This window comes from Saccharicrinis carchari (assembly GCF_900182605.1).
Classification (GTDB): domain Bacteria; phylum Bacteroidota; class Bacteroidia; order Bacteroidales; family Marinilabiliaceae; genus Saccharicrinis; species Saccharicrinis carchari.
On sequence record NZ_FXTB01000008.1, the window covers coordinates 69,099 to 95,807 of the forward strand.

The following is a 26,709-nucleotide window of genomic DNA, read 5'->3' on the forward strand; positions in this document are numbered from 1 at the left end:
TGTTTAATTATCCATTTGCTTATTGTTCACTTCACACCACCCAAAACCACTGCTGCTCTTCTCGCTAACCCCTGCATTCCAGAGCATTTTTTGTAGTTCGATGGGAGCCTGAAGCTCAAAGTCAAAAATATTTCCAACTACCCTTGTTTCTTTGTTGGTGCCGGACTTAACCAAGAAACCACTTCTTTTAGATGGCCCACAAAGCTTTAACACTATTGGAGTTTCAATGGTACCATCCTTTCGCGTATTTAAAAACTTCTCTTTCAAATGCTTTACCGACAACGTATTAAACATGGGTTCGTTAGGTTTAAGGTATTGAGCGTATTTTCTTCCCTCCGGTTTATAACTTACCACCCATGGGGTTTGCAGACGGTAGTGCATGGTTTCCGAAAATTCAGGTTCGGCCAGGGCTTCTACACTTGTTACTTTAAAATCGATGCCATTAAAACGATCGCCAAGGTAAAACTCCTGACTCATAAACAGCCCCTTAATAAAATGGGTGGCTGCCTCGCTTACATCAAAACTAATTTGCAGGGTGATTTCCTGTTCCTTTATCTCAAACAATTTACGCTCCTTCCACATCTTTGGTTTTCCAAAATCTAATCGCGAAAAACAAAACAGCTTGTAGAGCTTGGTGTCACTCAAACCATAGCCCTTCTCGTGCAGGAAGCTTGCAAAGTCTTTGTCGGCCTGCTTTAACACTTTATATATCCAGGCGCTGATTAAATACTGGTAATCCATGGGCAGCATGCGTTGCCTACTGGTGCGGTTTAATGTTATTTTCAATCTCATTCTTATTCATTATTTTTTAATCCATTGGTTATTAAATGGCCAATAGCTGAATATTTAAGTATATGGTATGTAATTATTGTGTGATTTATAAGGCTTAATCACTTGGGAGTTAAAAGGAGGTGATGATTCATTTGCTTAGGTATTAAGATTTGTTAACTGTAAATCTAATAATTATTTTATTGCGGTCAATGGTGAGAATTTAATATTTCTGTCTTTATTATTTTATTTGACGAACAATTTGCTTAAGCATCATAACAAACCACCTGCGATAGAGGCAATAAGGTGTAAGCTAATAATCCGAAAAAAAAATTCTACACTCCTGCTTCGCTGGGAGTATTTATTTTGGAACACTCCCTTACTCAAAAAATAAATCATTAATATGTTAGACGCAATGTTTAACGCGGGGTAATAGTGAAGAATGCAGTAAACCATATCACGAAAAGGCTGAAGAAAACAGTGCAGCTTACGGCTTTGCTACTTTGACAGGTAAAAATACAGTGGATACAATTGGGATATGAACAGGCAGATCTCTTGTTTAGCGGGTAGCAGAATTTAGGATGCCTTAAATGGATGCCGAAAAGGAAGATAAATGCCGGCAGGAGCTACATACCCTTTAGGGTTACCGAAGACCTGCCACGCGAGCTCTACTTTTTCAACTGATCATTAAACAACTTTCGAAACTTCTCCACTTTAGGCCCCACCACCATGCGACAATAGGGCTGGTTAGGGTTATTGGCAAAGTACTCCTGATGGTAGGCCTCGGCCGGATAGAACTTGGTGAGCGGTGCTACTTCCGTCACGATGGGATCGGTGTAGAGTTTTTGCTCGCCGATTAATTTTATTTGCTCCTGTGCTATGCGTTTTTGCTCCTCGCTATGATAAAAAATGACGGAGCGGTACTGTGTGCCTACATCGGCTCCCTGACGGTTTAAGGTAGTCGGGTCGTGCACCGACCAAAACACGGCCAATATCTCGCCAAAAGATATTTGGTCGGCATCGTAGGTTATTTGGCACACCTCTGCATGACCCGTATTGCCGGAACAAACCTCGTTGTAGGTGGGGGTTTCGTCGTGCCCACCTGCATATCCCGACACAACGGACAATACACCTTGTAATTCATCGTAAACAGCCTCTACGCACCAAAAACATCCGGCACCGAGTGTTGCTTTCTTTTTATTTTTTGCTTCTGAACCCATAAATAAAAATACTGCTGTGGTTATTATAAACAATCGTTTCATCTGTCGCTTTTTCATTCGCTTAACAACAAACCGCTGACAAGAATTACAAATGTAAGCTGTTGCTTGGTATTTTAAAACAACATATGTCCGATTGAGTTCAAAAAATGGGCAGTTTTTAGTTTTGTTTGGATGAGTCACAGTGTTATTTACATTACTTATTTTGGTAGTTTCAATTTTTCAAGAAGACAGGAAATAGAATAGCTAATTCAGCTTGGATTGTTAATTTTGTGCAGCAAACAAAAAACAGATATGAATGCTTATCCCCCACTGGCCGAAAGACAGCGCCCCACCACTTTAGATCAATACATCGGTCAGCACCACTTGGTGGGCAAAGATGCTGTGCTGCGCAAGATGATAGACTCGGGCGTTATCTCGTCCATTATTTTATGGGGGCCTCCGGGGGTAGGTAAAACCACGCTGGCAAAGATTATATCGCAACAACTGGATCGCCCCTTCTACAATCTTTCAGCCATTAATTCGGGTGTAAAGGATGTGAGGGAAGTGATAGAGAAGGCTCGCAAGAGCAAGTTTTTCAGCAGCCCCAACCCTATCCTTTTCATTGATGAGATACACCGGTTCAGCAAATCGCAGCAGGACTCGCTACTGGGTGCCGTGGAACAGGGTGTGTTAACCCTGATAGGAGCCACCACCGAAAACCCCTCGTTCGAAGTGATATCACCCCTGCTTTCGCGCTGTCAGGTGTATGTGCTAAAATCATTGGAAGTGGACGATTTGCGGAAGCTCACAAAAAAGGCCCTAACCACAGACGAAGTACTAAAAAAGAAAGATATCAACATTCAGGAAGAGGAGGCCTTGTTCCGCTTTTCAGGTGGCGATGCACGCAAATTGCTTAACATACTAGAACTGGTGGTCAATGCCCACGACGGCGATACAATTGATGTAACCAACGATAAGGTAACGCAATGTCTTCAATCGGATCCGGCAGCCTACGACAAAAACGGTGAGATGCACTACGACATCATCTCGGCTTTCATTAAGAGCATTAGGGGCAGCGATCCGGATGCAGCGGTTTACTGGCTGGCGCGCATGGTAGAGGGTGGCGAAGATCCAAAGTTCATCGCCCGTCGCCTGGTTATTTCGGCGGCCGAAGATGTGGGCATGGCCAACCCCAACGCATTACTACTGGCCAACCAGTGTTTCGAGGCCATAAAAATGGTTGGATGGCCCGAAGGCAGAATTATCCTGTCGCAGACTACCATATATTTAGCTACCAGCCCCAAAAGCAACTCGGCCTACATGGCCATAAACGAAGCGCAGGCTTTGGTACGCCAAACGGGTAATCTACCCGTACCACTGCACTTGCGCAACGCTCCTACCAAACTAATGAAAGAACTAGGCTATGGTAAGGAATATAAGTACTCGCACGATTACCCGAAAAATTTTGTGGCTCAGGATTTTATGCCCGAGGAGATAAAAAACAACAAACTGTACCGCCCCCAAAACAATCCACAGGAATCAAAAATTTTGGAAAGATTAAAACGCCTCTGGAAAGGCAGGTTCTGAGCTTTTCTTTTCCCAATACTCAGGCAAGGCACGGTAAACTACCGATTGAATTTTTGTGCGTACATTATCAGTAATCAGCTTTTTATTGTACTGGTTGGGGTGTACCCGGTTCGACAAAAAAACATAAATCAAGTCGTATTCAGGATCTACCCAAACCAGTGTTCCGGTAAAACCTGAGTGCCCATAGGATAATGGAGAAGCTTCCGGACAAGCCGGACCCGACAGTTCCGGATCGAGCACTGGTTTGTCAAAGCCCAGCCCTCGCCTGTTGCCTTCTTTTTGAACGGCACTAAAAAGGCTGATGGTAGTAGAATCTATATACCTTTCGCCACCATATGATCCTTTATTAAGGTACATTTGCAACACTTTGGCTAAATCACCAGCCGAGGCAAACACCCCAGCATGACCGCCCACCCCGCCCATCATAGCTGCTCCGGGGTCGTGCACATAACCATGTATAAGCTCCTTACGGAATGCCCTGTCATTCTCGGTAGGTACAATTTCTTTTTTACTAAACCGCCTTAAAGGATTATACAACACACGCGCTGCACCCAAGGGTTTGTAAAACGCATTTTCTGTAAACATATCCAGGGGCATACTGTACGCCTGCTCCACTATTTCTTTAATATAGTAATATCCCAAATCGCTATATAAATATTTTGGCCTGGCCTTTACCTCAGAGGTGTCTATCCCCATTCGCATTGAATCGATAAAAGCATGGTTCATCATCAGGCCTCCACTCACCTCAATATTAAAGTCATCTGCTTTACTACTCCGAAATATATCCGATCTGTAACGGACTGACTTATTGAGATATAATCGGGTATCCAACTTAAGATTATACTGATTAGAATATCGGTATCCGTATACCTCGCCATTTAGTTTGTCGCGATCTATGGCACGGATATAAAAAGGAATCCACGACTTTAATCCCGCTTGATGCAGCATCACATCGTCAATACGAAGGCCGCCTTTATTTGTCCCTTTTAACCTCGGCAACAGATAGGATAAGCTGTCGTCCAGTTTTAACTTTCCTTCATCGTACATCCTCATCAATGCCGGTACAGCAGACACTATTTTGGTAACTGAGGCCACATCATACAAATCGGAGGTAGCTACATGATTTTTTTTGTTGTAGGTATGATAACCAAAAGCCTTGTTATAAATAACATCGCCATCCTTCACCACCAATACGCAACATCCCGGTGTAGCCCTTTCGCGAATGGTTTTATAGGCCAGTTGATCAATTAACCTTAGGGTATCTGTATTGGCCTTTTCGTAGGTGGGCGCATAACCCAATCGGGTTTTCTGAGTAAAAACGCCGGTACCGAAAGTAAATTTATCGTTAATTCTTTTCGCCAGTATGCCCTGTGCGGCCACGCCCCCAAAAATAATTTGGGCTGCAATATCTTGTGCCATATTATTACTATCAAACGATAACAAAACAGCTTTAAAAGGATGGGCATCGGGCAATGCCGCCAGCCTATTACCCGAACCAAAATGCACTAGTATTAAATCGGCCGTAGAAGATATTTGATGCAAAAAAGAGTAAAGTTTGATGTTTACATTTTGCTCGTACCAATCGCCATTCACACCTACAATAATAGTGTTGTAATTTTCCATTTCTTTACGCAGCCTGTTTAATCTTTCCATGTTGGGAATTTGCTCTACCGTAAAATGCTTTATAGCACTATATTCCGACAATGTTTTTTGAAACACAGACTCCTCCTCTACCCCAATATGAATAGATGCGATGTTGCGCTGTACTAGTTTATTCACCGGTATTACCCCTTCATTTTCAAGAAGCACCGCTCCTTTTTTGTACAAGTTGCGGATTACATTCTTTACTTCCTGCTTTAAAGTAAAATATTCCTTGGTGTCCGGCTTATGATTCAATAGTTCATTGATGCGTAATCTTTTCTTACAACTCTTCTCCAATATTTCAACAGGTAAAATGTTATTGCGGAATAATCTTAATAAGGTATTGTAATCATTTTCAACATCATCGCTATAGATGAGCCCGCCGTGCTTCAATAGCATTTCGAGGGTAGGATTTTCATACTCCTTCAACATTTTCTGCATGTTTTTCCAATCCGTACCTTTTAAGTAATTGGAAGTAGCCATTTGCTGCGGCGAAATACCCGACCGACTATCATGCTCAGATAATACCTTTTCCGGTAACTTATAAAGTTTGGTTTTAAAAAATTGCTTTAGTGTATCTTCATCTATAAAAGGCACAACCAACTTTCCTGCGGGTTCCAGAAAAAAATCAACCGGCTTGTTGTCATTATCCTGAAAGAGCAGGGAGTAGGGTGATTGCATAGGAAAATAAACACCATCGGCTTTTTTCCGTAAAAGCACATTAGTCAATTGATTTTGCAACTCATGGTTTTTGCCATTCATAAATGCCGATCGCATTAACATATCCGACACCATAGGCTTATATCCTTCTTCCAGTTTAAAAAGCCTATCCATACTAAGCCAAACAGCTGCCGAATCATTCCTTTTTGAATAATGACGAATGGTGGGCACAATTAAAATCGATTTAACCTTTTGCTCTATACTTAAGTTTAAATAAGCAGCATCTATTTTTGATTCATCCCAAAACCCCTGACTGCGAAGACTCACCTGCCAGGATATAATTATAGCAAATAGAAAAATATACTTTGTCACCCCGATACATGTTTATACGATACGTTTACTAAACGTGATTAAATACTCAAAATTACATGGAATAAAAAGATTTATTAAATAAAAAATTACAATGCTTTGTATTTAATTATTTCAAAATATATCCAACACAATTATTTTTGATTTATTTGGTAAATACCACAACAAAGATTATTTTAGCCGGTATAAAGGCAATAATTATTATCCATTTCTGAGGCATTATGAGCGAAAACATAAGCAGTTCCTTAAACCAAAATTGGGGAGATAAAGTCATCCTGGTTGTTGAGGATGTAGATACCAACAAGATTTTTTTTGATGCAGCACTCAGAAAAACGAATGCTACCATTCTTTGGGCCAAGGACGGTCTGGAAGCAGTTGAAATGTACAAAGAAAATCGCATCGATTTGGTTTTGATGGATTTGCAACTTCCGATAATGGATGGCTATACCGCAACCCGCGAAATAAAAAAAATTGATAGCACCGTACCCATTATTGCACAAACAGCACATGTTATGTCGGGCGAAAGAGAAAAATGCTTAGAAGCCGGATGCAACGATTACCTGGCAAAACCAATCCGACTTCAAACTTTAATGGAAACCTTATCGAAATACCTTAACAACTAAGTAAATAATATAATTATATCAAACAAAGGCTGCGCTTTAAATAGTGCAGCCTTTGTTTGTTGGTAGCAATGCGTACTGAACTTAAAAGGAAAAATGTGGGATACATGAAAATAAATAAAGTCTTGAATTATTAATTTTTTACATAACTTCGGGGTGATAAATGAAAAAATTAAAAAACAAATTGTTTTTGCTCATGAAAACCAACAGACGCAAATTTTTAAAAACGGCAGGGGCGCTTTCCCTGTTCACGGTGGTTCCCCGTCATGTGTTGGGGAGAGGCTTCATCCCACCCAGCGATCAGCTCACCAAAGGCATCATCGGTGTAGGCGGAATGGGACGCAACCACTTTAACTACGATGGTACACGCCTGGTTGCCATCTGCGATGTGGACAGCAAGCACCTGGCCATAGCCGCTAAAAAAGCCAAGGACAAAGTGTCGCAATATGCCGATTTCCGTGAATTGATCATGGACAAGAACGTAGATATCGTACACATTGCCACCCCACCCCATTGGCACGGCATTATGGCTGTGGAGGCCGCCAAGGCCGGAAAAGACATCTTTTGCGAAAAACCCATGACCCGCACCATCGGCGAAGGGGAGAGGGTTAAGGAAGCCATCCGACAACATGGCAATATCTTCCGGCTGAACACCTGGTTCCGTTTTAGGGATAACTTTTATGGCTTGGGCACTCCCGTTAAACCGCTTAAAAAATTGGTGAACAGCGGCATGCTGGGTTGGCCCCTCAAGGTAACCATCAGCAAGCACACCGGTTTCGACTGGAAATTTTATTGGGTGGGCAAAAACCATCTCGAGCCTCAGCCTGTACCCCGCGAGCTCGATTACAACGCCTGGTTAGGGCCGGCACCGCACAAACCGTACAACAGCCATAGAGTTCACAGCACCTTCCGTGGCTATTGGGACTACGATGCGGGCGGACTGGGCGATATGGGCCAACATTATATCGACCCCGTACAATACCTTTTGGGCAAGGACAGCACCAGCCCAGTTAAGGTTGAGGTGGATGCCCCGCAGCAGCACCCCGATGCAGTGGGCACCTGGCGCTCCATCACATACACCTACGACGACGGCTGCCAGATAGTACTTTGGGGCGGCGAGTATGGTACCCCCGATACCCCTTATATTGCAGGGCCAAAAGGAAATGTATATAAAAATTTTGTGTGCGACATACCCAATTGGAAAAAAAAGCTGGCCGACTACCCGGAGCCCGAAACACAGAACACCGATTTTGTAGAATGCATTAAATCACGCCAGAAGTATGCCCTGAACGAGATCAACGGACATGCTTCGGCCACGGTGGTAAATATGGGTGCCATAGCCCTTCGGCTAAACCGGACGCTCCATTTCGATCCCGCAAAACAAACATTCATCGGCGACGATGAAGCCAATCGCTTGGCCAATCCGCCCATGCGTTCACCCTGGCACATCTAATTTTTGCAAGCTTACATCAAATGACTCACGCACTTTTACATGAGTTTTTAGCTAAAAATAATGAAACACTCATATTATTGGGTTAATACACACAATAAACTATGCCGTCCCGTTTAACGGGAATTAAAAGGAAAGCAACTGCGTCTCGGTGTATCTTCCGCATAGGCGGAATATGCTGTTTTAGTAGTCTTTTCCCAGCAAAAATAAATAAAAAGTAACGGAATAGTCTCTTATCTAATATCTATCAGATGAAACAAACATTTATATTAATTCTACTCAGTCTTTTTGTCCTAACGGGGACACAGGCACAGCATGCCAAAAACCGCAGCGTTTCAACGGTGATTGCCGATGCCTTAGCACAGCTACCTGCCGACAAGCAGGATAAATACAAACACACCATTCAGGATCTGATGGCCACCGGCGAAGAGGGTATTCTGAACCTGGTGAGCAGGATGCAGCCTCCGGGAGCGGAGAGCAATGAAGCCATAGAGTTTGCCCTAAGTGGCTGGACCCATAATGCTTCTATGGACGAATCCCAACGATCGCTTACCGAAAAAGCTTATCTCAAAGCCCTGGAAACCACGGATGTACCCGAAACCCTAGCCTTTATTATTCGTCAGCTCGAACGGATAGGACAAGAGGAGAGCATTACTCCTCTCACCGCCTATCTCCAAAACGAAAGCTTGTCCAACCCCGCAGCGCAGGCGCTTGCCGCCATGAGCAATCCCAAAGCCGATGCGGCATTGTTATCCTCTTTACAGAGGACCAAAACTGAAGCCATCCGCATAACCCTGGTCAATACCATCGGCCAAAGAGGGTATAAAAAAGCTGAACCCGTTCTGTTATCTATGCTTAAAGCTGCCCCGTCAATGCAATTAGAAGGCGCGCTATTGATGGCCCTTGGGCAAACCGGTTCAAAAGCCTCGCTTAAAACACTCCGTAAAAACGCCGAGAAGGCTGGCTTCGGTTATGACAAAACGGGCGCTACCAACGCTTATGTGGCCCTGTTGAACAGATTGGCCGGGCAGGGAGAATCAAAAACCGCCGCAAAAGAAGCCGGCAGATTACTTACCAAAGCCACGGCATTGAACAAACAGGAGCTGCGCATCGCCGCGCTGAACATTTTAATGGCCTCGCCCCAATCCAATACAGATGTTCTGCTATCAAAGGCTCTTAACGACGCGCATCTGGATTATGTTACCAAAGCATTGAGCTTTTACATTAACAACGGTGGCCATAACAATCAGCTGATTCTCGACCGGCTCCCTTCCGCCAATCCCATTGCAAAAACCGCCATCCTCTATTGGCTGGGCAACCAACGGTTGGAAGCAGGTATTCCCGCTGTTGTCAATGCGCTCAACAACAATGATAAGAACATCCAAAAAGCAGCCATCAGCTCCGCCGAAAAACTAGGCGGACCCCAAATTCTCGAAGGCCTCACCCAATTACTGCAAAGTAACGATAGGGAAGTTATTTCGCTGGCCAAAGAAGCACTTTCTACCTACAAAGGCAACATGGCTCCATCGTTGGGGAAAGCTTTCCCGCAAGTTGGCCAGGCAGGTAAAGTAGCCATACTCCAGCTGTTGGCCAGTCGCCGCTCGGCCGACCAATACAATCTGGTGCGCAGTCAACTGACGGCAGATGATACTGCACTTAGGTTAGCCGCTTTTGAGGCTTTGCCCTACGTAGTTTCAGCGCAAAATCTGGACGAGCTCTTTGGTATGCTTGAATCATCCGATACCCCAAACAGGGCAGCCATCCAAAAAGCCATCAACATAGCGCTTTCGTCACAAAGCCCGGAAGAGCAGCTTAAAAAGATTCAGGCACAGATGGAAAATAACAGCGAAAAAAAGCACCTCTATTATGCAATGTTGGCTCATACCGGTGCAAAAGGGGCACTGGACTTGTTGATGAACGATTACTCAAGTGCTTCGGGCGAATCCAAGGCCGCGGTTTTTGAGGCTTTTACCCAATGGCCTGACTTTGAGGCAATCCACCCACTGCTCTCCATTGCCCGAAACAGCGATGAATCCACCGAGGTAATAAAAGCAGTAGATGCCATCGTAAACCTGATTTCCCGTTCGCAGCAAACCGGCGAAGTGCGTACTATCTTTTTACGCGAAGCCCTGCAATTGGCCAAAACCGATAGGCAGAAGAAGGAAATTTTAAAGCTATTGGGTAACACAGGTACTTTTCAGGCACTTCTTTCCCTTGAACAATATTTAGACAACACTGATTTAATGGAGACTGCTGCACAAGCTGTTATGAACATTGCTTTAAACAACAAGGCCTACGCCGGAAGTGTAGCTACCCGAATGCTCAACAAAGTTAGCACAGTTTTAAACAACCCCGATGCCGGATACCAGCGCCAAGCCATTAAAAAGTACCTGGACGAAAACCCCAACCAGGGCGGTTACGTTTCCATGTTTAACGGCAAGAACCTGGACGGCTGGCAGGGCTTGGTGGGCAACCCTCTTACACGCGCAAAAATGAGCAAAAAGGAATTGGCGGTCAAGCAAATTATAGCCAACAAAGCAATGACCAAAAACTGGAGCGTTAAAGATGGTACCATCGTATTCGACGGCAAGGGGGCCAACCTGTGTTCGGTAAAAAAATATGGCGACTTTGAGATGCTCGTGGATTGGAGAATTACCAAAGGTGGCGACAGCGGTATTTACCTGCGTGGTTCGCCCCAGGTTCAGATTTGGGACACGGCCCTGGTAGAAGTTGGCGCTCAGGTAGGTTCCGGCGGACTTTACAATAACCAGAAACACCCCAGCATACCGCTGAAGGTAGCCGACAACCGTGTAGGCGAATGGAACAGCTTTTATATTAAAATGATAGGCGAAAAGGTAACTGTAATTCTTAATGGCGAACTGGTGGTGGATAACGTAACGATGGAAAATTACTGGGACCGCAAACAGCCTATCTTCCCCATTGAAGCCATTGAGCTACAGGCACACGGCAACGAATTAGCTTTCCGGGATATTTATGTGCGCGAAATAAACACAGTAACCTACGCCATGACTGAAGAGGAGGAGCAGGAAGGGTTCACGGCTCTCTTCGACGGATCCAATTTAAACCATTGGACCGGGAATACCACTGATTATATTATCGAAGAAGGCAACATCGTTATTCGCCCCAGCAAGGGATCCGGTGGTAATCTTTACACTAAAAAAGAGTACGACGACTTTGTTTTCCGTTTCGAGTTTCAGCTCACACCCGGAGCCAACAACGGCCTGGGCATTCGAACACCCATGGAAGGCGATGCCGCATACGTGGGTATGGAACTTCAGATACTGGACAATACGGCACCCATATATGCCGAGCTGGACGATTTCCAATACCATGCCTCGGTATATGGCATCATCCCGGCCAAACGCGGGTATCTGAAACCAGTTGGCGAATGGAATACTCAGGAGGTGATTGCCAATGGCGACCACATAAAAATCACGCTCAACGGTACAGTTATCTTGAACGGCAACCTTCGCGAAGCCACCAAAAACGGCACTGCCGATGGTAAAGAACATCCCGGCCTTTTCAACAAAAAAGGGCACATCGGATTTTTAGGCCACGGTTCGGTGGTGAAATTCAGGAATATCAGAATAAAGGAGCTATAGAGGTTAAGACAAAATCAAAAAAACCGTTTCTACTAGTAGAAACGGTTTTTTTACTTATTTTTTTTGGCGTGGCCACCTTACAATTATTGACCCTATTTTATTTTTACTTCAAATCGCTTCAGGTAACATTCTTGCTCATTGGCTGAGGTGTTTACCATTCGCACAAAGCGATACAAACCTTCCAGCTTTCCGCCTACCCATTCCTTTCGGCCATTGTATTTACCCTGGTAATCAGTCCAGTTATCACCATCTGCCGAAACCTGAATTTTTGCCCATTCGGGAAATTCATCTAAGCCCATGTTTATTTTGCTGTGTAATACGGTTTGCTCCGGAACTAATTCTATTCCCACATAACCATTTGCCGGAACCTTTAGTACCTCGAGCAATGGTGAGATAGAAATAGTTTTGTGTAAGTAACGAATGGGCAAGTTTTCAACCTGATTTAAATTAGTATAAATAAGGTGCGGTATGTAATTGGCAATGGACGGCAACTCCTCGTTATACCTTTGGGCGTATTGCTTACTCAACTCTGCCAGTGCATTATTAATAAGCGGCTCAATAACCAGGCTACCTGTTTTAACGCCAGGTTGATAAGGGTTTTGGTTCAAAGAATTACTATTTTTAAACATCTCCTCTTTAAGCAGTTTGATATAACTGTACAATTTCTTAAAGTAGGCTTTGTCGTTCTTTTCGAGCGCTACTTGCAAATGGGTAAGCGCCAGTCCGCTCTCGCCCAACAGACGGAACTGCAGCAACCATGGCTCGATTTCATCAATCAATGCTGGATTATCTGTGCTTTGCAGCAGGGTTTTTGCCGACATCATCATCTGAATAAATTCTTGTTGAACATCAGCTATGGTTTCCACCTTCCACTTTCCGGATTTAACCTCGTTCAGATATTTTTCTGCTATCTCTTTAAACTCCCACGATTCGTCCCTGCGATAGCCATGCCCGTTAGGTCCTAGGTCGGCATTGTGGATGGCGAAAACCCGGAACATCTCGCAGTTGTTAGGCATCACGGCTTTCAGGGCTCTCTCCCATGCCTCCATCGATTGGTAAGCTTTTATGTTCCAGGCATAATCGGCCACGCTATAGATGGCCACTTTGGATGCTTCGGCAAACTCCATTGGGTTGCTCATAAATCCCGACATCAAATCGCTGGCACCCGTGTCTAATCCATAAGCCGGCCCCATTAACAGATGATCACGCACATAATCCGACACCGGAAAGTTCCACCAGATATAAGCTTTTCGCTTAATGTGTTGATTAATCCATTCCAAGCCCTGGCGATCGATATCTGATATCACACGGTCACCGGTCCACATCACATGAATTGAAGGATTCAGTTTTTCTCCCAGCGTAGGCAGATACCCTTTCTCGATCTTTGACCAGCTTTTGTTATATTCCGTGGGGCATAAGATTAGGGGCAGCACATTTTTCTTCACCTTCACAAAATTATCATCTAAATAATTAAGAAAATCGGCCTGCTTAGCCGCGTTACTATCCTCCCATGAAATATCGTCGAAGAACACGGCAAAGGCCCTTACACCCAAATCATACATCGCTTCAAATTTGCTAATGGCTGCATCACGATCGGCTGTGTTCCATTTAATATCCATGCCCGGATGGATGGCCCATACAAAATCAACATGATTATGGTTGGCCACCTGAACTAATTCCTTAATGGCTTTTGCTTCTTTGGCAGGATAAGGCTCACGCCAGTTGGGGGATCGGTGATAGGGGTCGTCCTTGGGGCCATAGATGTACGTGTTCAACTTATTGGCACCATAAAATTTAAGCTGACTCACCCTATCCTCGTAGTTCCAGGGTGTTCCGTAAAAACCTTCTACTACTCCACGGGCGGTAATGTCGGGGTAATCCTTAATGTTTAAAAGTGGCAACTTGCCATCGACCAACAGCTGCTTTAAAGTCTGCATTCCATAGTAAGTGCCGCGTTCATCGTTACCTGCAACCACAATTTTGTTCTTCTCTATTGAAAGATAATAACCCTCTGCTTTATTAGGGATTTGAGACTTATATTTACGGATCGCTTTATCCGACTTTTCGCCCAAATAAATAGGAAAGCCTTTTTTACTTTCACTTATTGAAAAAAGTGATTTCAATAATTTTACCGCCTCTTTATCGGCACTATTTGCTCCGATAATCCGCACCTCTTCGGGCTTTAAAATATGGCCGGATGGCTGACTAACTATTTGCGGTGTTGGCTGAATTTGAACCTTTTGCGAAAATAAGGTCTGAAAACCCATAATCGCTATCGATAAAAAGAAAATTCTTAATTGCATGACTTTATATTTTAGATAATTAACAATTAAACATTCTAAAAAAATAAAAAAGGCCATCCACATGGATAGCCTTTAAATATAATAATTAAATAAATTACATATTCATACCACCACAAACATGAATAGTTTGTCCGTTCACGTAGGAAGAAAGATCTGAACCTAGATAAACACAAGTGTTGGCCACATCTTCCGGAGTACCACCCCTTTTCAGAGGTATCTGGCTTTCCCAGGCTTTTTTCACGTCTTCGGGCAACACACCGGTCATTTCGGTAATAATAAAACCCGGTGCAATAGCATTGTGTCTGATTCCTCTGGCACCCATTTCCTTGGCTGCCGATTTGGTAAAACCAATAATGCCTGCCTTTGAAGCAGAATAGTTACACTGGTTGGCATTACCTGAAACACCTACCACAGAGCTCATGTTTATCACACTACCCGCTGCTTGTTTCCACATGATGGGTTGAACTGCTTGTGTAAAGTTAAACACTGATTTAAGGTTAACATTAATAACCAAATCCCATGCCTCTTCGGTCATTCGTTTTAAGGCACCGTCTTTAGTGATACCGGCGTTATTCACCAAAATATCTACACGGCCAAAGTCGGCTACTATTTCACCAACCACTCGTTTTGTATCCTCGTAATTACTAGCATCTGAAGCATAAGCCTTGGCTTTAACACCCATAGCGTTCAATTCTTTCTCGGTTTCCTGAGCGGCCTCATTAATGGCCAAATCGGTAAAAGCAACGTTACAACCATTTTTTGCATAAACAATAGCAATGGCTTTCCCTATTCCGCGCGCAGCACCTGTAATTATAGCAGTTTTGCCTTCTAATAATTTCATTTTCAAAGGTTTTATATTTAAAAATATAGTTTGCGTAAATAAATATACGACAAATGTAATAATTTATATTCAAAGGAGCTATCTCCCATTGGCAGGTAATATACGCTGCTTCGATAGCGGAAAAATAAGACTACTAAGGCTTTGTATTACGGTGTATATCCCTATTGAGCAAATTGCTCTCCTATTAACTCCATTGCCTTGCCTGCACCCATTTTTAAATGAATATCAGTAATTTGGTGCGTAAAATTTGATTCGCCGGGATTAATCTCCACAACGGTAGCCCCCTTTCTTTTTGCTTCGTAGGGTACCTGACATGCAGGCATCACCTCCCCGGTTGAACCTATCACCAGCACAAGGTCGGTATTACGGGCTGCCTCAAAGCTTTTTTGATAAGCCAAAGGTGGGATACCTTCGCCAAAAAATATGAAATCCGGTTTTAAAAGTCCGCCACATTTTACGCAAGCAGGTGGAAGCAGGTTTAAATCTGCCTCGTGCGCATTTACTGTCCACCCACACTTTAAGCACTTGAGTTTTTGCGAATTACCATGAAACTCGTACACCTCTTTGCTGCCCGCTTTAAAATGCAAATCATCAATATTTTGGGTTACTACGGCCTTAAGAATTCCCAACTCTTCGAGCTTTGCCAAAACAACATGGGCCGAATTGGGTTTGGCATCAGTAAAAAAATCATAAAAAATTTCGCGTATGGCTTTCCACGAAGGTTCAGGATTGGCTAAAAAATAGTCCAACTCCAATAGTTGTGGATTATACCTGTTCCAAATACCCTGATCGCCCCTAAACGGAGGCACACCACTCTCCACCGAGATACCTGCGCCAGTAAAAGCAATGGTATATTTTGATTTTTTTAATAACTCAACAACTTTATCAATCATATTTTAATTGTAAAAAATTAACGTAATTTACTGTATGCCACCTTCAAATGCTCCAACCAAATATTTACCACCTCCTGATATTCTGCCAATCCTTTCTGAATAATATCCACTACAAACCCTTCCTTTAATAGTATGGATTTCCACGAATGCTCACCCTTCCCTGCCATATCATTTTTGGCATGGTCGCCGGCAACGGATAAAAACGGAGCAAGCGTTACCTTCTTAATGCCTTTTTTCTTTAAATCCGGCACTATATGTCTCAGTTCCGGATAACCATCAATGGTAGCCATAAAGTAACTATCTGATTTTTTACTAAGGTAGTATTGAAAACCAGGATAAAAAACATTAGAAGCGTGAGAAGTTCCGTGCCCCATCAGTATCAAAACGCTACTGTTATCGGTATATTTGCCAAAGGTTTGGTGGACAATGGCAGCCATTTTTTGAATATCTGTGTGCAAAAATAAAAGTGGCGTGCCCAACTCTACAGCTGCTAAGGCTTTGGGTATTTTTTTAAAGGCTTGAACAGTTAATTTCAGATTATCATATTCCTCACCGGGTACAATGTGTAACGATTGCACCGCAACATGCGTAAATCCCTCGTCCCCCATTTTTGCTAAGGCCTGAGAAGGTGAATTTATGTGTCGCCCTCGGGCACTCAGAATTTTTCGGATTATTTTTGAGGTATAGGCCCAATGCACCTCCGCGTCGGGAAATTCAATCTTCACCCTGTTTTCGATATGCTCAAAAACTATAGCTGCTTCGGAATGGCTGGTTCCGAATGCAACCAACAATATCCCACGTTTTTGTTCTGTTTTTTTTGTCATTGTATTTATTCAATTGCATTACTTGAAAAAGCAATAATAGCTTATATAATGGCAATCCGTTTTATTTTAACTATGCAATAAATAAACATTTTTTTGTACAAGTCCAAATTACTTGGGAATTATGCAAACGGACAACTAAAACCTTAATCTGCCTGCGCCCTTCTATCTTCCATTTCTTTTTTATTATATTGAGGCCAAACAAAGCAAAGACCTGATGAACCTCGAACCTGAAATATCTTTTTCTGCATCGCGTAGTTCCGGCCCGGGCGGGCAAAACGTAAACAAGGTGAACACCCGTATTATTGCACGTTTAGACGTGATGGCTTCGCAAATACTAAGCGAAAAGCAAAAAAGTACCCTAGTGCACAAACTAAAAAATCGTATAAACAAAGAGGGGGAGTTAATTATTGCCTGTGAAGAGACGCGATCGCAGCTCCGAAACAAGGAAATGGCCATTGAGCTGCTCCATCAACTGATTGCCCAGGCATTAAAACCGGCCACAAAACGAAAACCCACCCAACCCACACGCAGCTCAAAGCTTAAACGCTTACAAAACAAAAAAATACGTAGCCAACGAAAAGAAAACCGCCGGAGACCCGATGTATAGTAATCCGTATTCCGTGAACAGCAATCTGTATCCAATAATTTATAAACAGTATTCAATTTATGCGGATATGCAAATAAATTAGTAAGAAAGTACATTCCACCTTATCAAATTAATTTAAATTAAATTTTTAAATTGCAAAATCCGTAATTTTACTGTTAGGTATTTCTTTTATCTTCCGCTTTAACGCTCGCAACCAATACTTTATAAATTTATAGATATACTGCAGTAAACTGTGGGCGCTTTAAAAATTAACCACAAAGGACACAAAGGATGCACACTATACACAAAGAAACCTGGTGTACATCGCGCCTACCTTATGAATATAATTATTAGAAAGGTTGTAATTTGGCGGTTTTGGTTCTGGCTGTCCGGTTTCACTTACTTAGAGCGCAACATGTACAGCTCGCTTATTGTGGTACCCCAAGGCTTAAAATACCGCCCTTCTTCTTCCCTACGTTATTGTTCCTCTCCCCATCGGGGGAGTTAGCGGGGGTTTTATCTCACCTGCAACTCATGCAACTTACTGTATGCTCCTCCTTTTTTCACCAGCTCGTCATGCGTTCCTTGCTCCACTATCTCACCTTCGCTAAACACACAAATCAAATCGGCGTTACGTATGGTTGACAATCTATGGGCAATTACAATAGACGTTCGCGAACTCATCAGGTTTTCAAGCGCTTCCTGCACCATCTGTTCCGATTCGGTATCGAGTGCAGAGGTGGCCTCATCGAGGATAAGTATATCGGGATTTTTAAGCACCGCACGAGCAATGCTTATGCGTTGCCGCTGACCACCGGAGAGTTTTCCTCCCCTATCGCCCACATACGACTGATATCCCTCTTCGGTAGCCATAATAAAATCGTGCGCATTAGCCACTATGGCCGCCTGTTCTACTTCCTGCTGGCTTGCCTTCCCGGCTCCAAAGGCAATGTTGTTAAAGAAGGTATCGTTAAAAAGTATGGCTTCCTGATTCACATTGCCCATCAATCCGCGCAAGTCGTGAACCTTTAAGTCGCGGATGTCGATGCCATCGATACTAATACTACCTTCCTGGATATCGTGGAAACGGGGCAGCAAGTCCACAAAGGTTGTTTTACCCGAACCCGACTGACCTACCAAGGCTACCATTTTTCCTTTCGGGATGGTAAGCGAAATATTTTTTAATACCTGATACTCGTTGTAACCAAAGCTCACATTTTTATATTCAATAGCATTTTGGAAAGAATCGATATGCCGGGCACCGTCTTGTTCCAGGATTTTATTGTCGGCCAAAAGTATTTTATCAATACGTTCCATGGCAGCTAATCCCTTTTGTATATTAAAAAAAGCAGTGGTAAAGCTTTTTGCCGGATTGATTATCTGATAAAAAATACCGATGTAGGCAATAAATGCAGAACCCTTTAACTCCGCACCAGTACCAGTGATCAGGTACACACCAAACCACACCAACACCACCATTACTACCGTACCCAAAAATTCGCTCAAGGGATGAGCCAACACGTAGCGTCGCTGCAACCTATTCATATGCTGTCGATAAGCCTCTATCTCTTTACTAAACCTGTTTTTCATGGTGCCCTCGGCATTAAAAGCCTTGATGATGCGTAATCCACCTAAGGATTCTTCAATAATACCCAGCAGATCGCCCATTTTGCTTTGCGTGAGGCGTGATTTTTGTTTTAAGGTTTTGCCTGTCCTGCCGATAATCCAACCGGCAATAGGCAACATCACAAAAACAAACAGGGTTAGCGGAACACTTATCACCATCATAAAACCAACATAAATAATGATTTGTATGGGATTCTTAAACATCATATCTATCGACGACATTATGGACACCTCCACTTCCACCACATCACCAGTGGCACGCGACATGACATCCCCTTTGCGTTCATCGGAATAAAAAGCCAGCGGTAAAGCCATCAGCTTGTCGAATATTTGTTTCCGGATATCGCGCACAACTCCATTTCGTATGCCAATCATCTGATGAGAGGCTAAATAGGCAAAACCCACCTTAAAAAAAGTGGTTATCAACATAAGCATCCCCACAAAAGGCATAACTACAGCCACACCATATTGCTGCTTAATCAGGGTAACATAGTAATACAAGTTGTTTTGCAAGGCATCCTTTGATAAGTCCCACGCCACCATAGAATGCACTTCCTTGGTTGTTTGAAACAGCACATCCAAAATAGGTATCATAAAAAGCATGGCTATGCCTCCAAAAATGGAATGTAGAATATTAAAACCAATACTGGCTCCCAGATGACGCTTGTAAGGTGGAATAAAACGACCTAAAACTTTAAGAAACTCCTTCATATATGCCTTAAAATAGAATCATAAAAAAAAATCAGCCGCAAAGTAACTTTAAGCCGGCTGATTTCAAAAAATATCATCCCGAAACGTCTATATTCCGGTATAAGATTGCGGCGTTATGCAACGAAGCTCCTCTTTTACCTCCTCCGAAACGTCTAATCCATTAATGAACTCGGCAATAGTTATACCGTTAATTCCTTCGTTGGTACGGGTAAGCGCCTTTAAGGCTTCGTAGGGGTTGGGATAGCCTTCGCGCCTTAAAATAGTTTGAATACCTTCTGCTACCACGGCCCAGTTGTTCTCCAGATCCTCATCAATGGCTTCCCTGTTGAGCAGGAGTTTACCCAGCCCTTTTTGTAAGGACTGAATGGCAATTACGGTATGGGCAATGGGTACCCCAATATTTCGTAATACCGTTGAGTCGGTCAGGTCGCGCTGTAATCTGGAAACCGGCAACTTGGCCGACAGATGTTCAAACAAACTGTTGGCAACACCCAGGTTGCCCTCGGCGTTTTCAAAGTCGATAGGATTCACCTTGTGGGGCATAGCGCTGGAACCTACTTCCCCTTTTTTAATACGCTGTTTAAAATATTCCATCATAATATAAATCCAAAAATCTCTGGAAAGATCCAACATGATGGTGTTCAGGCGTTTTAAATTATCAAAGATGGCGGCCAGATTATCGTAATTTGAAATCTGCGTGGTATATTGTTCACGATCCAGTTTAAGTATGTCGTTTACAAAGTGGTTACCAAAATCTACCCAGTTAATATGCGGATAAGCCACTTTATGTGCATTAAAATTACCTGTAGCTCCCCCAAATTTAGCCGAACAAGGCACTCCTTTCAACAATGACATCTGTGTTTTTAAACGTTCCACAAACACCATCATCTCTTTTCCTAAACGGGTTGGCGATGCAGGTTGCCCATGGGTTTTGGCCAGCATCGAAACATCTTTCCAATCTTCGGCCAGGCCAGCCAATTTGGCTATCAATTCCTCTAATAAAGGGTAGTACATTTCATTAACCGCATCTTTTAGCGACAAAGGAATGGCCGTATTGTTAATATCTTGCGAAGTAAGCCCAAAATGGATAAACTCCTTATATTCCTCCAATTTCAGAGTATCAAATTTTTCCTTGATGAAATACTCAACAGCCTTTACATCGTGGTTAGTTATACTTTCAATTTCTTTGATGCGTTCGGCATCCTCTAACTGAAAATCGGTATAAATATTTCGCAAGGCTTTGTACAAGCTTTTATCAAAGTTGGCTAACTGAGGTAAAGGTTGCTCGCACAGGCTTATAAAATATTCTATCTCAACCAAAACACGGTATTTAATCAGTCCGTATTCCGAAAAATAAAGTGCCAATCCATCCACTTTGTTTCTATAGCGTCCATCAACCGGTGAAATTGCCGTTAATAATTGTATATCCATCATCTATTCATAATTTTTAAAAATACAAAAATAGTAATTTTTGAATAAGGCATGGCCAAAGGAGGTATTTAATCAAACGCATCATTTAATGATATATTAGTGAATAAAAAAAGTGCTGCTGAAGCTAAAGTTAAAACAACACTTGCCTATAAGTTAAAAAGGTCTTAATTTTGTCGTCATTATCTACAATGGGGTGCCCGCATCAAAGCAGGCTGAGATTATACCCTTGGAACCTGGGCAGGTAATGCTGCCAAGGGAAAGAGCTATCTCCAATTTTCCTCATTGCAGTATTTATTAATTTAAAACTGTAATAATGAAAAAATTATTCCTTTCAATTTTAGTATGTATTGCCTCCCTTCAATTGGCCTGGGCACAATACAGTGTTAGCGGTAAAGTAACCGATACACAAAACAATCCATTAATCGGAGCAGCCGTGCTGTTAAACTCCCAAGGCATGGGAACAGTTACCGATGTCAACGGTAACTTTATTATTAACAACCTTAAAGCCGATAATTACGAGCTGCATGTATCCTATCTAGGGTACAAACAAAAAAAACGTCAGCTGGTGGTTGAGCGCGATGTAAAACTGCAAATTGTGCTTATAGAAAAATCTGTACTCACGGGCGAGGTGGTTGTTACCTCCATCAAGGCCGGCAACAAAACGCCGGTGGCTAAAACCAACGTTTCACGGGAGGAGCTGAAAGCCCTCAACGCAGCCGATGATATACCGCTGCTACTGAGTATGACACCCTCGGTAGTTTCCTCAACGGAATCGGGTATCGGCGTAGGCAACAGCAGTTTTAGGATAAGAGGTACCGATGCTACCAGGATAAATATCACGGTCAACGGTATTCCGCTCAACGATTCCGAAAGCCAGGGCGTTTACTGGGTTAACATGCCCGACTTTTCCTCCTCGGTAGGTGAGGTGCAGGTGCAACGTGGCGTGGGAACTTCCACCAACGGGGGCGCAGCCTTTGGTGCCAGCATCAACTTTAACACCACCGGTTACCATGCCGAGCCTTTTACCGAAATAAGCTCTACCGCAGGATCTTTTAACACCTTCAAAAACTCCATCAACGCCAGCACAGGCTTATTAATGGATAAATACTCCTTCGATGTGAGATATAGCGATCTCCAGTCCGATGGCTATGTGGATTATGCTTTTTCCGATCATCAATCGCTATACATGAGCGCCACCATGCACTTGGAAAACAGCTTTATAAAAGCCAACATTATCCATGGCGACCAACGCACCGGCATCAGTTGGTGGGGCATTGACAAGGATATGCTAAAAACGGACAGGACGTACAACCCCGCAGGCCAGTACACCGACGAGTATGGCAACGAACGCTATTACGAGGATCAAACCGACAACTATATACAAACGCACTATCAATTATTTTACAGCCAAAACATTGGCAGTAAATGGCTGGCAAATACCGCCTTACACTACACGGATGGGGAAGGTTTTTATGAGCAATACAAAGAAGATGAAGAATTTGAAGCTTATGGTTGGCAACCTGAAATCCGCCAATCGGGCGATACGATAACATCTAGCGATATGATCCGCCAGAAATGGCTGGCCAGCGATTTTTATGGCTTCACCGCATCTTTGAATTACCACGATGAGAACCTGCAAATGAATTTTGGCGGCGGCTGGAACAAACACGACGGCGACCACTATGGAAAAGTAATCTGGGCACGTTATGGCGGCACCTCGGAAAAAGAGGACGAGTGGTATCGCAACAAGGGCGTAAAAAGGGATTATAACGTATATGCCAAAGTAAATTACCAGATAAGTCCAAAGCTCAATGTTTTTGGCGATTTGCAATACCGTGGGATAGAATATACGATGAGCGGCCTCGACGATGATTTAACCGATCGCAACTTAGCACGGTTAGACCAACACCATCAATACGATTTTTTCAACCCCAAGGCCGGTGTTTTTTATAGCCTAAACCGAAACCATCAGATGTATGCCTCCTATGCGGTAGCCAACCGCGAAGCTGCCCGTGCCGATTTTAAAGAAGCAAGGGGCGATGCCAAGGCTACTCCACAACCCGAAAGGCTGAACGACGTGGAGGTGGGCTATCATTACAAATCGGCCAAGCTGGCAGCCAACATCAATTTTTATTACATGTTTTATAAGGATCAGTTGATACCCACAGGCGAAAAAAGCAGCGTGGGTTATACCATCATGACCAATGTAGAAGATAGCTACCGCACCGGGGTGGAGCTGAATTTGGGTGTACAAATTCTACCCAGGCTTAGATGGGACGGAAACGCTACCTTTAGCAAAAATATTGTAAAGGACTTTGTACATACCTTCGATCCGGATGGGAATCACGAAACCAATAACAATGTGCTTACTTATTATGGCGACACCCAAATAGCCTACTCGCCCGGCGTGATAGCCAATAGCACCTTCAATTTTGACGCCCTTAGCAATACCAATATTAAATTGATAACTAAACATGTGGGCGAACAATATTATGACAATACCGAGACAGCATCGCGCAAGCTAAGCGATTATACCGTTTTTAACGCCATAGCTACACAAGCATTTTATCCAGGCTGGATGAAGAAAGTAGAGCTGCAATTGAGTGTTAACAATCTTTTTAACACCCAATATGTGAGCAATGCTTACGGTGGAAGCTATGCGTATAACGGTGAAGAAATATTCTGGGCGGCTTATTTTCCCCAAGCCGGAACGCACGCCTTTTTAAGAGTCAGGTTGCTGTTTTAAGCATAAAAAAACCGCCTAATGATTACTTGCCTTAGGGCACCTGGTCATTAGGCGGTTTATAAAAAGTTAGCTAATACAATATATCATTTCTTAATAAAACCAACATACCGTCACTACTCTTCAATTTCCTTAAGTATATTCTCAACTTCTATTTCGGTGTTGTGAAGCTTTTCCTTGCAAATTTTCAGCAGAACCGAAACTCTTTTTACTTGCTCGGCCAGCTCATCCACATCCAAACTGTTATCTTCAATTTTTTCCAGTATATTTTCAATTTCCGCTATGGCATCCACATAGCTCACTTTTTTTTTGGTCATTCTACCCTAATTTAAACTATAATTAGCACTAAGTGGTACGGTAAACTTAAAAACACTTCCTTTTTCGAGCTTACTCTCTGCACTAATAACACCTTTATTTATCTCTACAAATTCTTTACACAAGGCCAGTCCCAAACCAGTTCCTTTTTCATTTAAGGTACCTGATGTACTAATAGTGGCATCTACCCTAAAAATTTTGCCCAAGTTGTCGCGGCTAATACCAATGCCACTATCACTAACGGATATTTCTATCTGGTCCTTTTTTCTTTGCGCCGTTACCCTAACTACACTACCCACACGGGAAAATTTTATGGCGTTGCTTACCAAATTACGCAGTACTGCACTAAACAAATCCCTATCGGCCCAGGCAATTAAATTATTTTCAATATCCACAGAAATGAGGATATCTTTTTCTTCTGCATTAATCTTTAATACGGATATAACATTAATCGTAAGCAATTTTACATCTAACTTTTCGGGTTTGTATTCCGTTGTTCCCAACTGAGTACGCGACCATTGCAACAATGTTTCTACTAAGGAATATAATTTACGTGTTGAATTATGGATTGATTTACTGTATGCCATAATTTCCTTAGGGCTTTTACTCTCCACTTGCAAGGTAAGTACTTCTGAAAAACCCATCAATGAATTAAACGGACTTTTTAAATCGTGCGCTATAATAGAAAAAAACTTATCCTTTGTAGCATTCAAATCTTGCAATTCCCTATACTCACGTTTCAGTTTTCTATTTACCCTGACTTTATAGCTAAAAAGGATAAAAACTACTGTTAATAATAACATTAAAATTACAACAAGTACCGAATAGTAGGAAATTCCATACTTATTAAAAAAAACCTCCATACGCGATGTACGAACAGGTGAGGATACTACGCCCAAGGTACCCTTACCTGGTTCCATGGGCTGGGTAGCCCTTGCATACAAAAGTTTTTGCGAATTGTTTCGTACAATTGTATCGTGCAGAGCATCGCTTTTATTTTTATAGTATAAAGCAGCCTGGTAATCTTCCATTTTTTCGTACAGTTCCGAAAAAAACAGAAAGCAGTCTTTTTTGAGTATATCTGCATTTACAGAAACAGCCGCCTCCAATGCTTTACGTCCATAAAAGGTTGCTTTTGAAATCTCACTTAAACCAAGATTAACCCTGGCCATTATAAGAAAAGATTCTGCGTTGAGTTGAGTAGGTGTTTTTTGCGGCAATTGATTCAAAAAACGTAACATTAAGGTATGGGCTGCAGAGTAATTTCCGCTATGAAGGTAGAGTTTTGCAATAGCAACATTCGATTCCAATATACGCGATGAGTCGTCTTTATCTTCATAATATTGCTTACTTTTTGTGAGATAGGAAAGCGCACGTTCAAATTGATTATCCTTTAGCAAAACCTTGCCTATCTCTTGATTCAATATTGCCTGGCAGTCCAGCCCCCGGCAATTATCGAGTTCATTTTGCAGGATTTCAATAGCTTTTTGGTTCAGATTAACGTTAACATAGGAGCTTGCTCTTTGCAGCGCTTTCGAGTCTACAAACCGTGCAATCCTATTATGTTGCTCATCTGAATTTTGATTTGTACCGCATACCCGTATCGGTAGCAAAACCAGGCACACAGCTAATAATCCTTTTAGTAGATAATACATTTGTAAATTAAATCTAGGCGGCAAACGCCAGTAAAGATATAAAAATGATTCAAATACAAAAATATTGCCACCTGATTTTACAAAAACAGCAATCTTACATAAGCCTTTTAATCGAGGCCTTTATATTTTTGCTTTAGCTTATTTAAATCCCGTGCTAATGTCTGCTCACGCTCTAATGCCCACTTTCTATGTGCATCAAACTCCTCTTGCTTATCATGCAGTGATTCCTTTGTTTTAATGGTTATCGCATTACTTCGCTTAAAAAGAAATATGGCCACCAACAATGCTAAAATAAGCACAAATATTATCGTCCAAACCATTGTACTGTATGTACCTTTGGTTAATCGCATACCAATAAAAGCAAAGCTGTCTTTTTCGTTGGTGGCTACTTCTAACTCTTGGTTGGTTTCTTGCAAACTTGATTTGAGTACATTTATTTCTTTTTGTTGTTCCTGAACATTATTTTCCAAACTAATAATGCTATCACTCAGTGCCTTTACCGAATCCAACGTATTGGATTTTATTTTGTATAACCAAGTGCGTCTTACCACCTGAAAGGCTTCATACGAGTTGGACTTTTTAATGATATAATCAAATTGGCTGTCCAATGTCCCTTGATCAAGACCGGATTGCTCATTTTGTTGTGCTTTTGCTTGTGTCGTATGGCCTAAAAAACAGATCAATACCAACAATGCTGATGTAAATAACTTTTTCACTGGAATATTTTTTTGTTGTGTTGAAAATATAACTTACAAATATAACGCAAAAGAAATTAAAAAATTAGACTTATTTTTTTTTCGAGAAAATATTTGCCCATTTTTATAAAATAATTACCTTTGACTGAACGTTCAGTCACTATATAAA

General features: G+C 42.4%; 18 protein-coding genes. 6 read left to right on the forward strand and 12 right to left on the reverse strand.

Annotation, left to right across the window (positions count from 1 at the left end; translation table 11 throughout):
* Positions 1-3: 3 nt before the first annotated feature.
* Both cas6 and msrA read right to left on the reverse strand, forming a co-directional pair.
* Complete coding sequence (gene cas6, locus FN809_RS13790; RefSeq protein ID WP_142534115.1) at positions 4-792, reverse strand: CRISPR-associated endoribonuclease Cas6; 789 nt, start codon at positions 790-792, stop codon at positions 4-6.
* A 644-nt stretch (positions 793-1,436) separates the two neighbouring features.
* Complete coding sequence (gene msrA / locus FN809_RS13795; protein ID WP_221929429.1) at positions 1,437-2,030, reverse strand: peptide-methionine (S)-S-oxide reductase MsrA; 594 nt, start codon at positions 2,028-2,030, stop codon at positions 1,437-1,439.
* A gap of 249 nt (positions 2,031-2,279) precedes the next feature.
* Here msrA and FN809_RS13800 point away from each other — a divergent pair, with 249 nt between their 5' ends.
* Positions 2,280-3,554 carry a replication-associated recombination protein A gene (locus FN809_RS13800; RefSeq protein WP_142534116.1) on the forward strand — a complete coding sequence of 425 codons (1,275 nt, stop codon included), beginning with the start codon at positions 2,280-2,282 and terminating at the stop codon, positions 3,552-3,554.
* On the opposite strand, the gene FN809_RS13805 is transcribed toward FN809_RS13800, so the two are convergent.
* On the reverse strand, positions 3,525-6,227 hold the full coding sequence (locus FN809_RS13805) for a serine hydrolase domain-containing protein (RefSeq protein WP_142534117.1): 2,703 nt from the start codon (positions 6,225-6,227) through the stop codon (positions 3,525-3,527). The genes FN809_RS13800 and FN809_RS13805 overlap by 30 nt on opposite strands.
* Before the next feature lie 218 nt (positions 6,228-6,445).
* On the opposite strand from FN809_RS13805, the gene FN809_RS13810 reads away from it, so the two are divergent.
* The 3 genes from FN809_RS13810 (at position 6,446) to FN809_RS13820 (ending at position 11,917) form a co-directional block, all read left to right on the forward strand.
* Entirely contained in the window at positions 6,446-6,847 is a 402-nt protein-coding gene (locus tag FN809_RS13810) for a response regulator (protein ID WP_246095606.1), read from the forward strand.
* Between the two features lie 160 nt (positions 6,848-7,007).
* On the forward strand, positions 7,008-8,297 hold the full coding sequence (locus FN809_RS13815) for a Gfo/Idh/MocA family oxidoreductase (protein ID WP_221929430.1): 1,290 nt from the start codon (positions 7,008-7,010) through the stop codon (positions 8,295-8,297).
* A gap of 248 nt (positions 8,298-8,545) precedes the next feature.
* A complete protein-coding gene (locus FN809_RS13820) occupies positions 8,546-11,917 on the forward strand; it encodes a family 16 glycoside hydrolase (protein ID WP_142534119.1) in 3,372 nt (1,123 codons plus the stop codon).
* Positions 11,918-12,009: 92 nt separating this feature from the next.
* Here the strand turns inward: FN809_RS13820 and FN809_RS13825 are convergent, their stop codons facing one another.
* From FN809_RS13825 to FN809_RS13840, 4 genes are all read right to left on the reverse strand, one after another.
* On the reverse strand, positions 12,010-14,220 hold the full coding sequence (locus tag FN809_RS13825; protein ID WP_142534120.1) for a beta-N-acetylglucosaminidase: 2,211 nt from the start codon (positions 14,218-14,220) through the stop codon (positions 12,010-12,012).
* Positions 14,221-14,314: 94 nt separating this feature from the next.
* The gene (fabG, locus tag FN809_RS13830) at positions 14,315-15,061 is read right to left on the reverse strand and encodes a 3-oxoacyl-[acyl-carrier-protein] reductase (protein ID WP_142534121.1); all 747 of its coding nucleotides are present in this window, start codon (positions 15,059-15,061) and stop codon (positions 14,315-14,317) included.
* Positions 15,062-15,222: 161 nt separating this feature from the next.
* Positions 15,223-15,954, reverse strand: coding sequence for an SIR2 family NAD-dependent protein deacylase (locus FN809_RS13835; RefSeq protein ID WP_142534122.1), 732 nt, complete (start codon positions 15,952-15,954; stop codon positions 15,223-15,225).
* 17 nt (positions 15,955-15,971) lie between these two features.
* Positions 15,972-16,778, reverse strand: a complete 807-nt coding sequence (locus FN809_RS13840) for a sirohydrochlorin cobaltochelatase (protein WP_142534123.1) — start codon at positions 16,776-16,778, stop codon at positions 15,972-15,974.
* Positions 16,779-16,992: 214 nt separating this feature from the next.
* On the opposite strand from FN809_RS13840, the gene arfB reads away from it, so the two are divergent.
* Complete coding sequence (arfB, locus tag FN809_RS13845) at positions 16,993-17,385, forward strand: alternative ribosome rescue aminoacyl-tRNA hydrolase ArfB (protein WP_142534124.1); 393 nt, start codon at positions 16,993-16,995, stop codon at positions 17,383-17,385.
* Positions 17,386-17,880: 495 nt separating this feature from the next.
* On the opposite strand, the gene FN809_RS13850 is transcribed toward arfB, so the two are convergent.
* Both FN809_RS13850 and purB read right to left on the reverse strand, forming a co-directional pair.
* Complete coding sequence (locus FN809_RS13850; protein WP_142534125.1) at positions 17,881-19,701, reverse strand: ABC transporter ATP-binding protein; 1,821 nt, start codon at positions 19,699-19,701, stop codon at positions 17,881-17,883.
* A gap of 87 nt (positions 19,702-19,788) precedes the next feature.
* The gene (purB, locus tag FN809_RS13855) at positions 19,789-21,135 is read right to left on the reverse strand and encodes an adenylosuccinate lyase (RefSeq protein WP_142534126.1); all 1,347 of its coding nucleotides are present in this window, start codon (positions 21,133-21,135) and stop codon (positions 19,789-19,791) included.
* A gap of 310 nt (positions 21,136-21,445) precedes the next feature.
* Between purB and FN809_RS13860 the strand changes: the two genes are divergently transcribed.
* Positions 21,446-23,878 carry a TonB-dependent receptor gene (locus FN809_RS13860; protein WP_142534127.1) on the forward strand — a complete coding sequence of 811 codons (2,433 nt, stop codon included), beginning with the start codon at positions 21,446-21,448 and terminating at the stop codon, positions 23,876-23,878.
* Between the two features lie 113 nt (positions 23,879-23,991).
* Here FN809_RS13860 and xseB read toward each other — a convergent pair whose 3' ends face one another.
* The 3 genes from xseB to FN809_RS13875 form a co-directional block, all read right to left on the reverse strand.
* Complete coding sequence (gene xseB, locus FN809_RS13865) at positions 23,992-24,192, reverse strand: exodeoxyribonuclease VII small subunit (RefSeq protein ID WP_142534128.1); 201 nt, start codon at positions 24,190-24,192, stop codon at positions 23,992-23,994.
* Between the two features lie 6 nt (positions 24,193-24,198).
* The gene (locus tag FN809_RS13870; protein ID WP_142534129.1) at positions 24,199-25,845 is read right to left on the reverse strand and encodes a tetratricopeptide repeat-containing sensor histidine kinase; all 1,647 of its coding nucleotides are present in this window, start codon (positions 25,843-25,845) and stop codon (positions 24,199-24,201) included.
* A 107-nt stretch (positions 25,846-25,952) separates the two neighbouring features.
* Positions 25,953-26,561 carry a tRNA (guanine-N1)-methyltransferase gene (locus FN809_RS13875; RefSeq protein WP_142534130.1) on the reverse strand — a complete coding sequence of 203 codons (609 nt, stop codon included), beginning with the start codon at positions 26,559-26,561 and terminating at the stop codon, positions 25,953-25,955.
* Positions 26,562-26,709 lie beyond the last annotated feature (148 nt).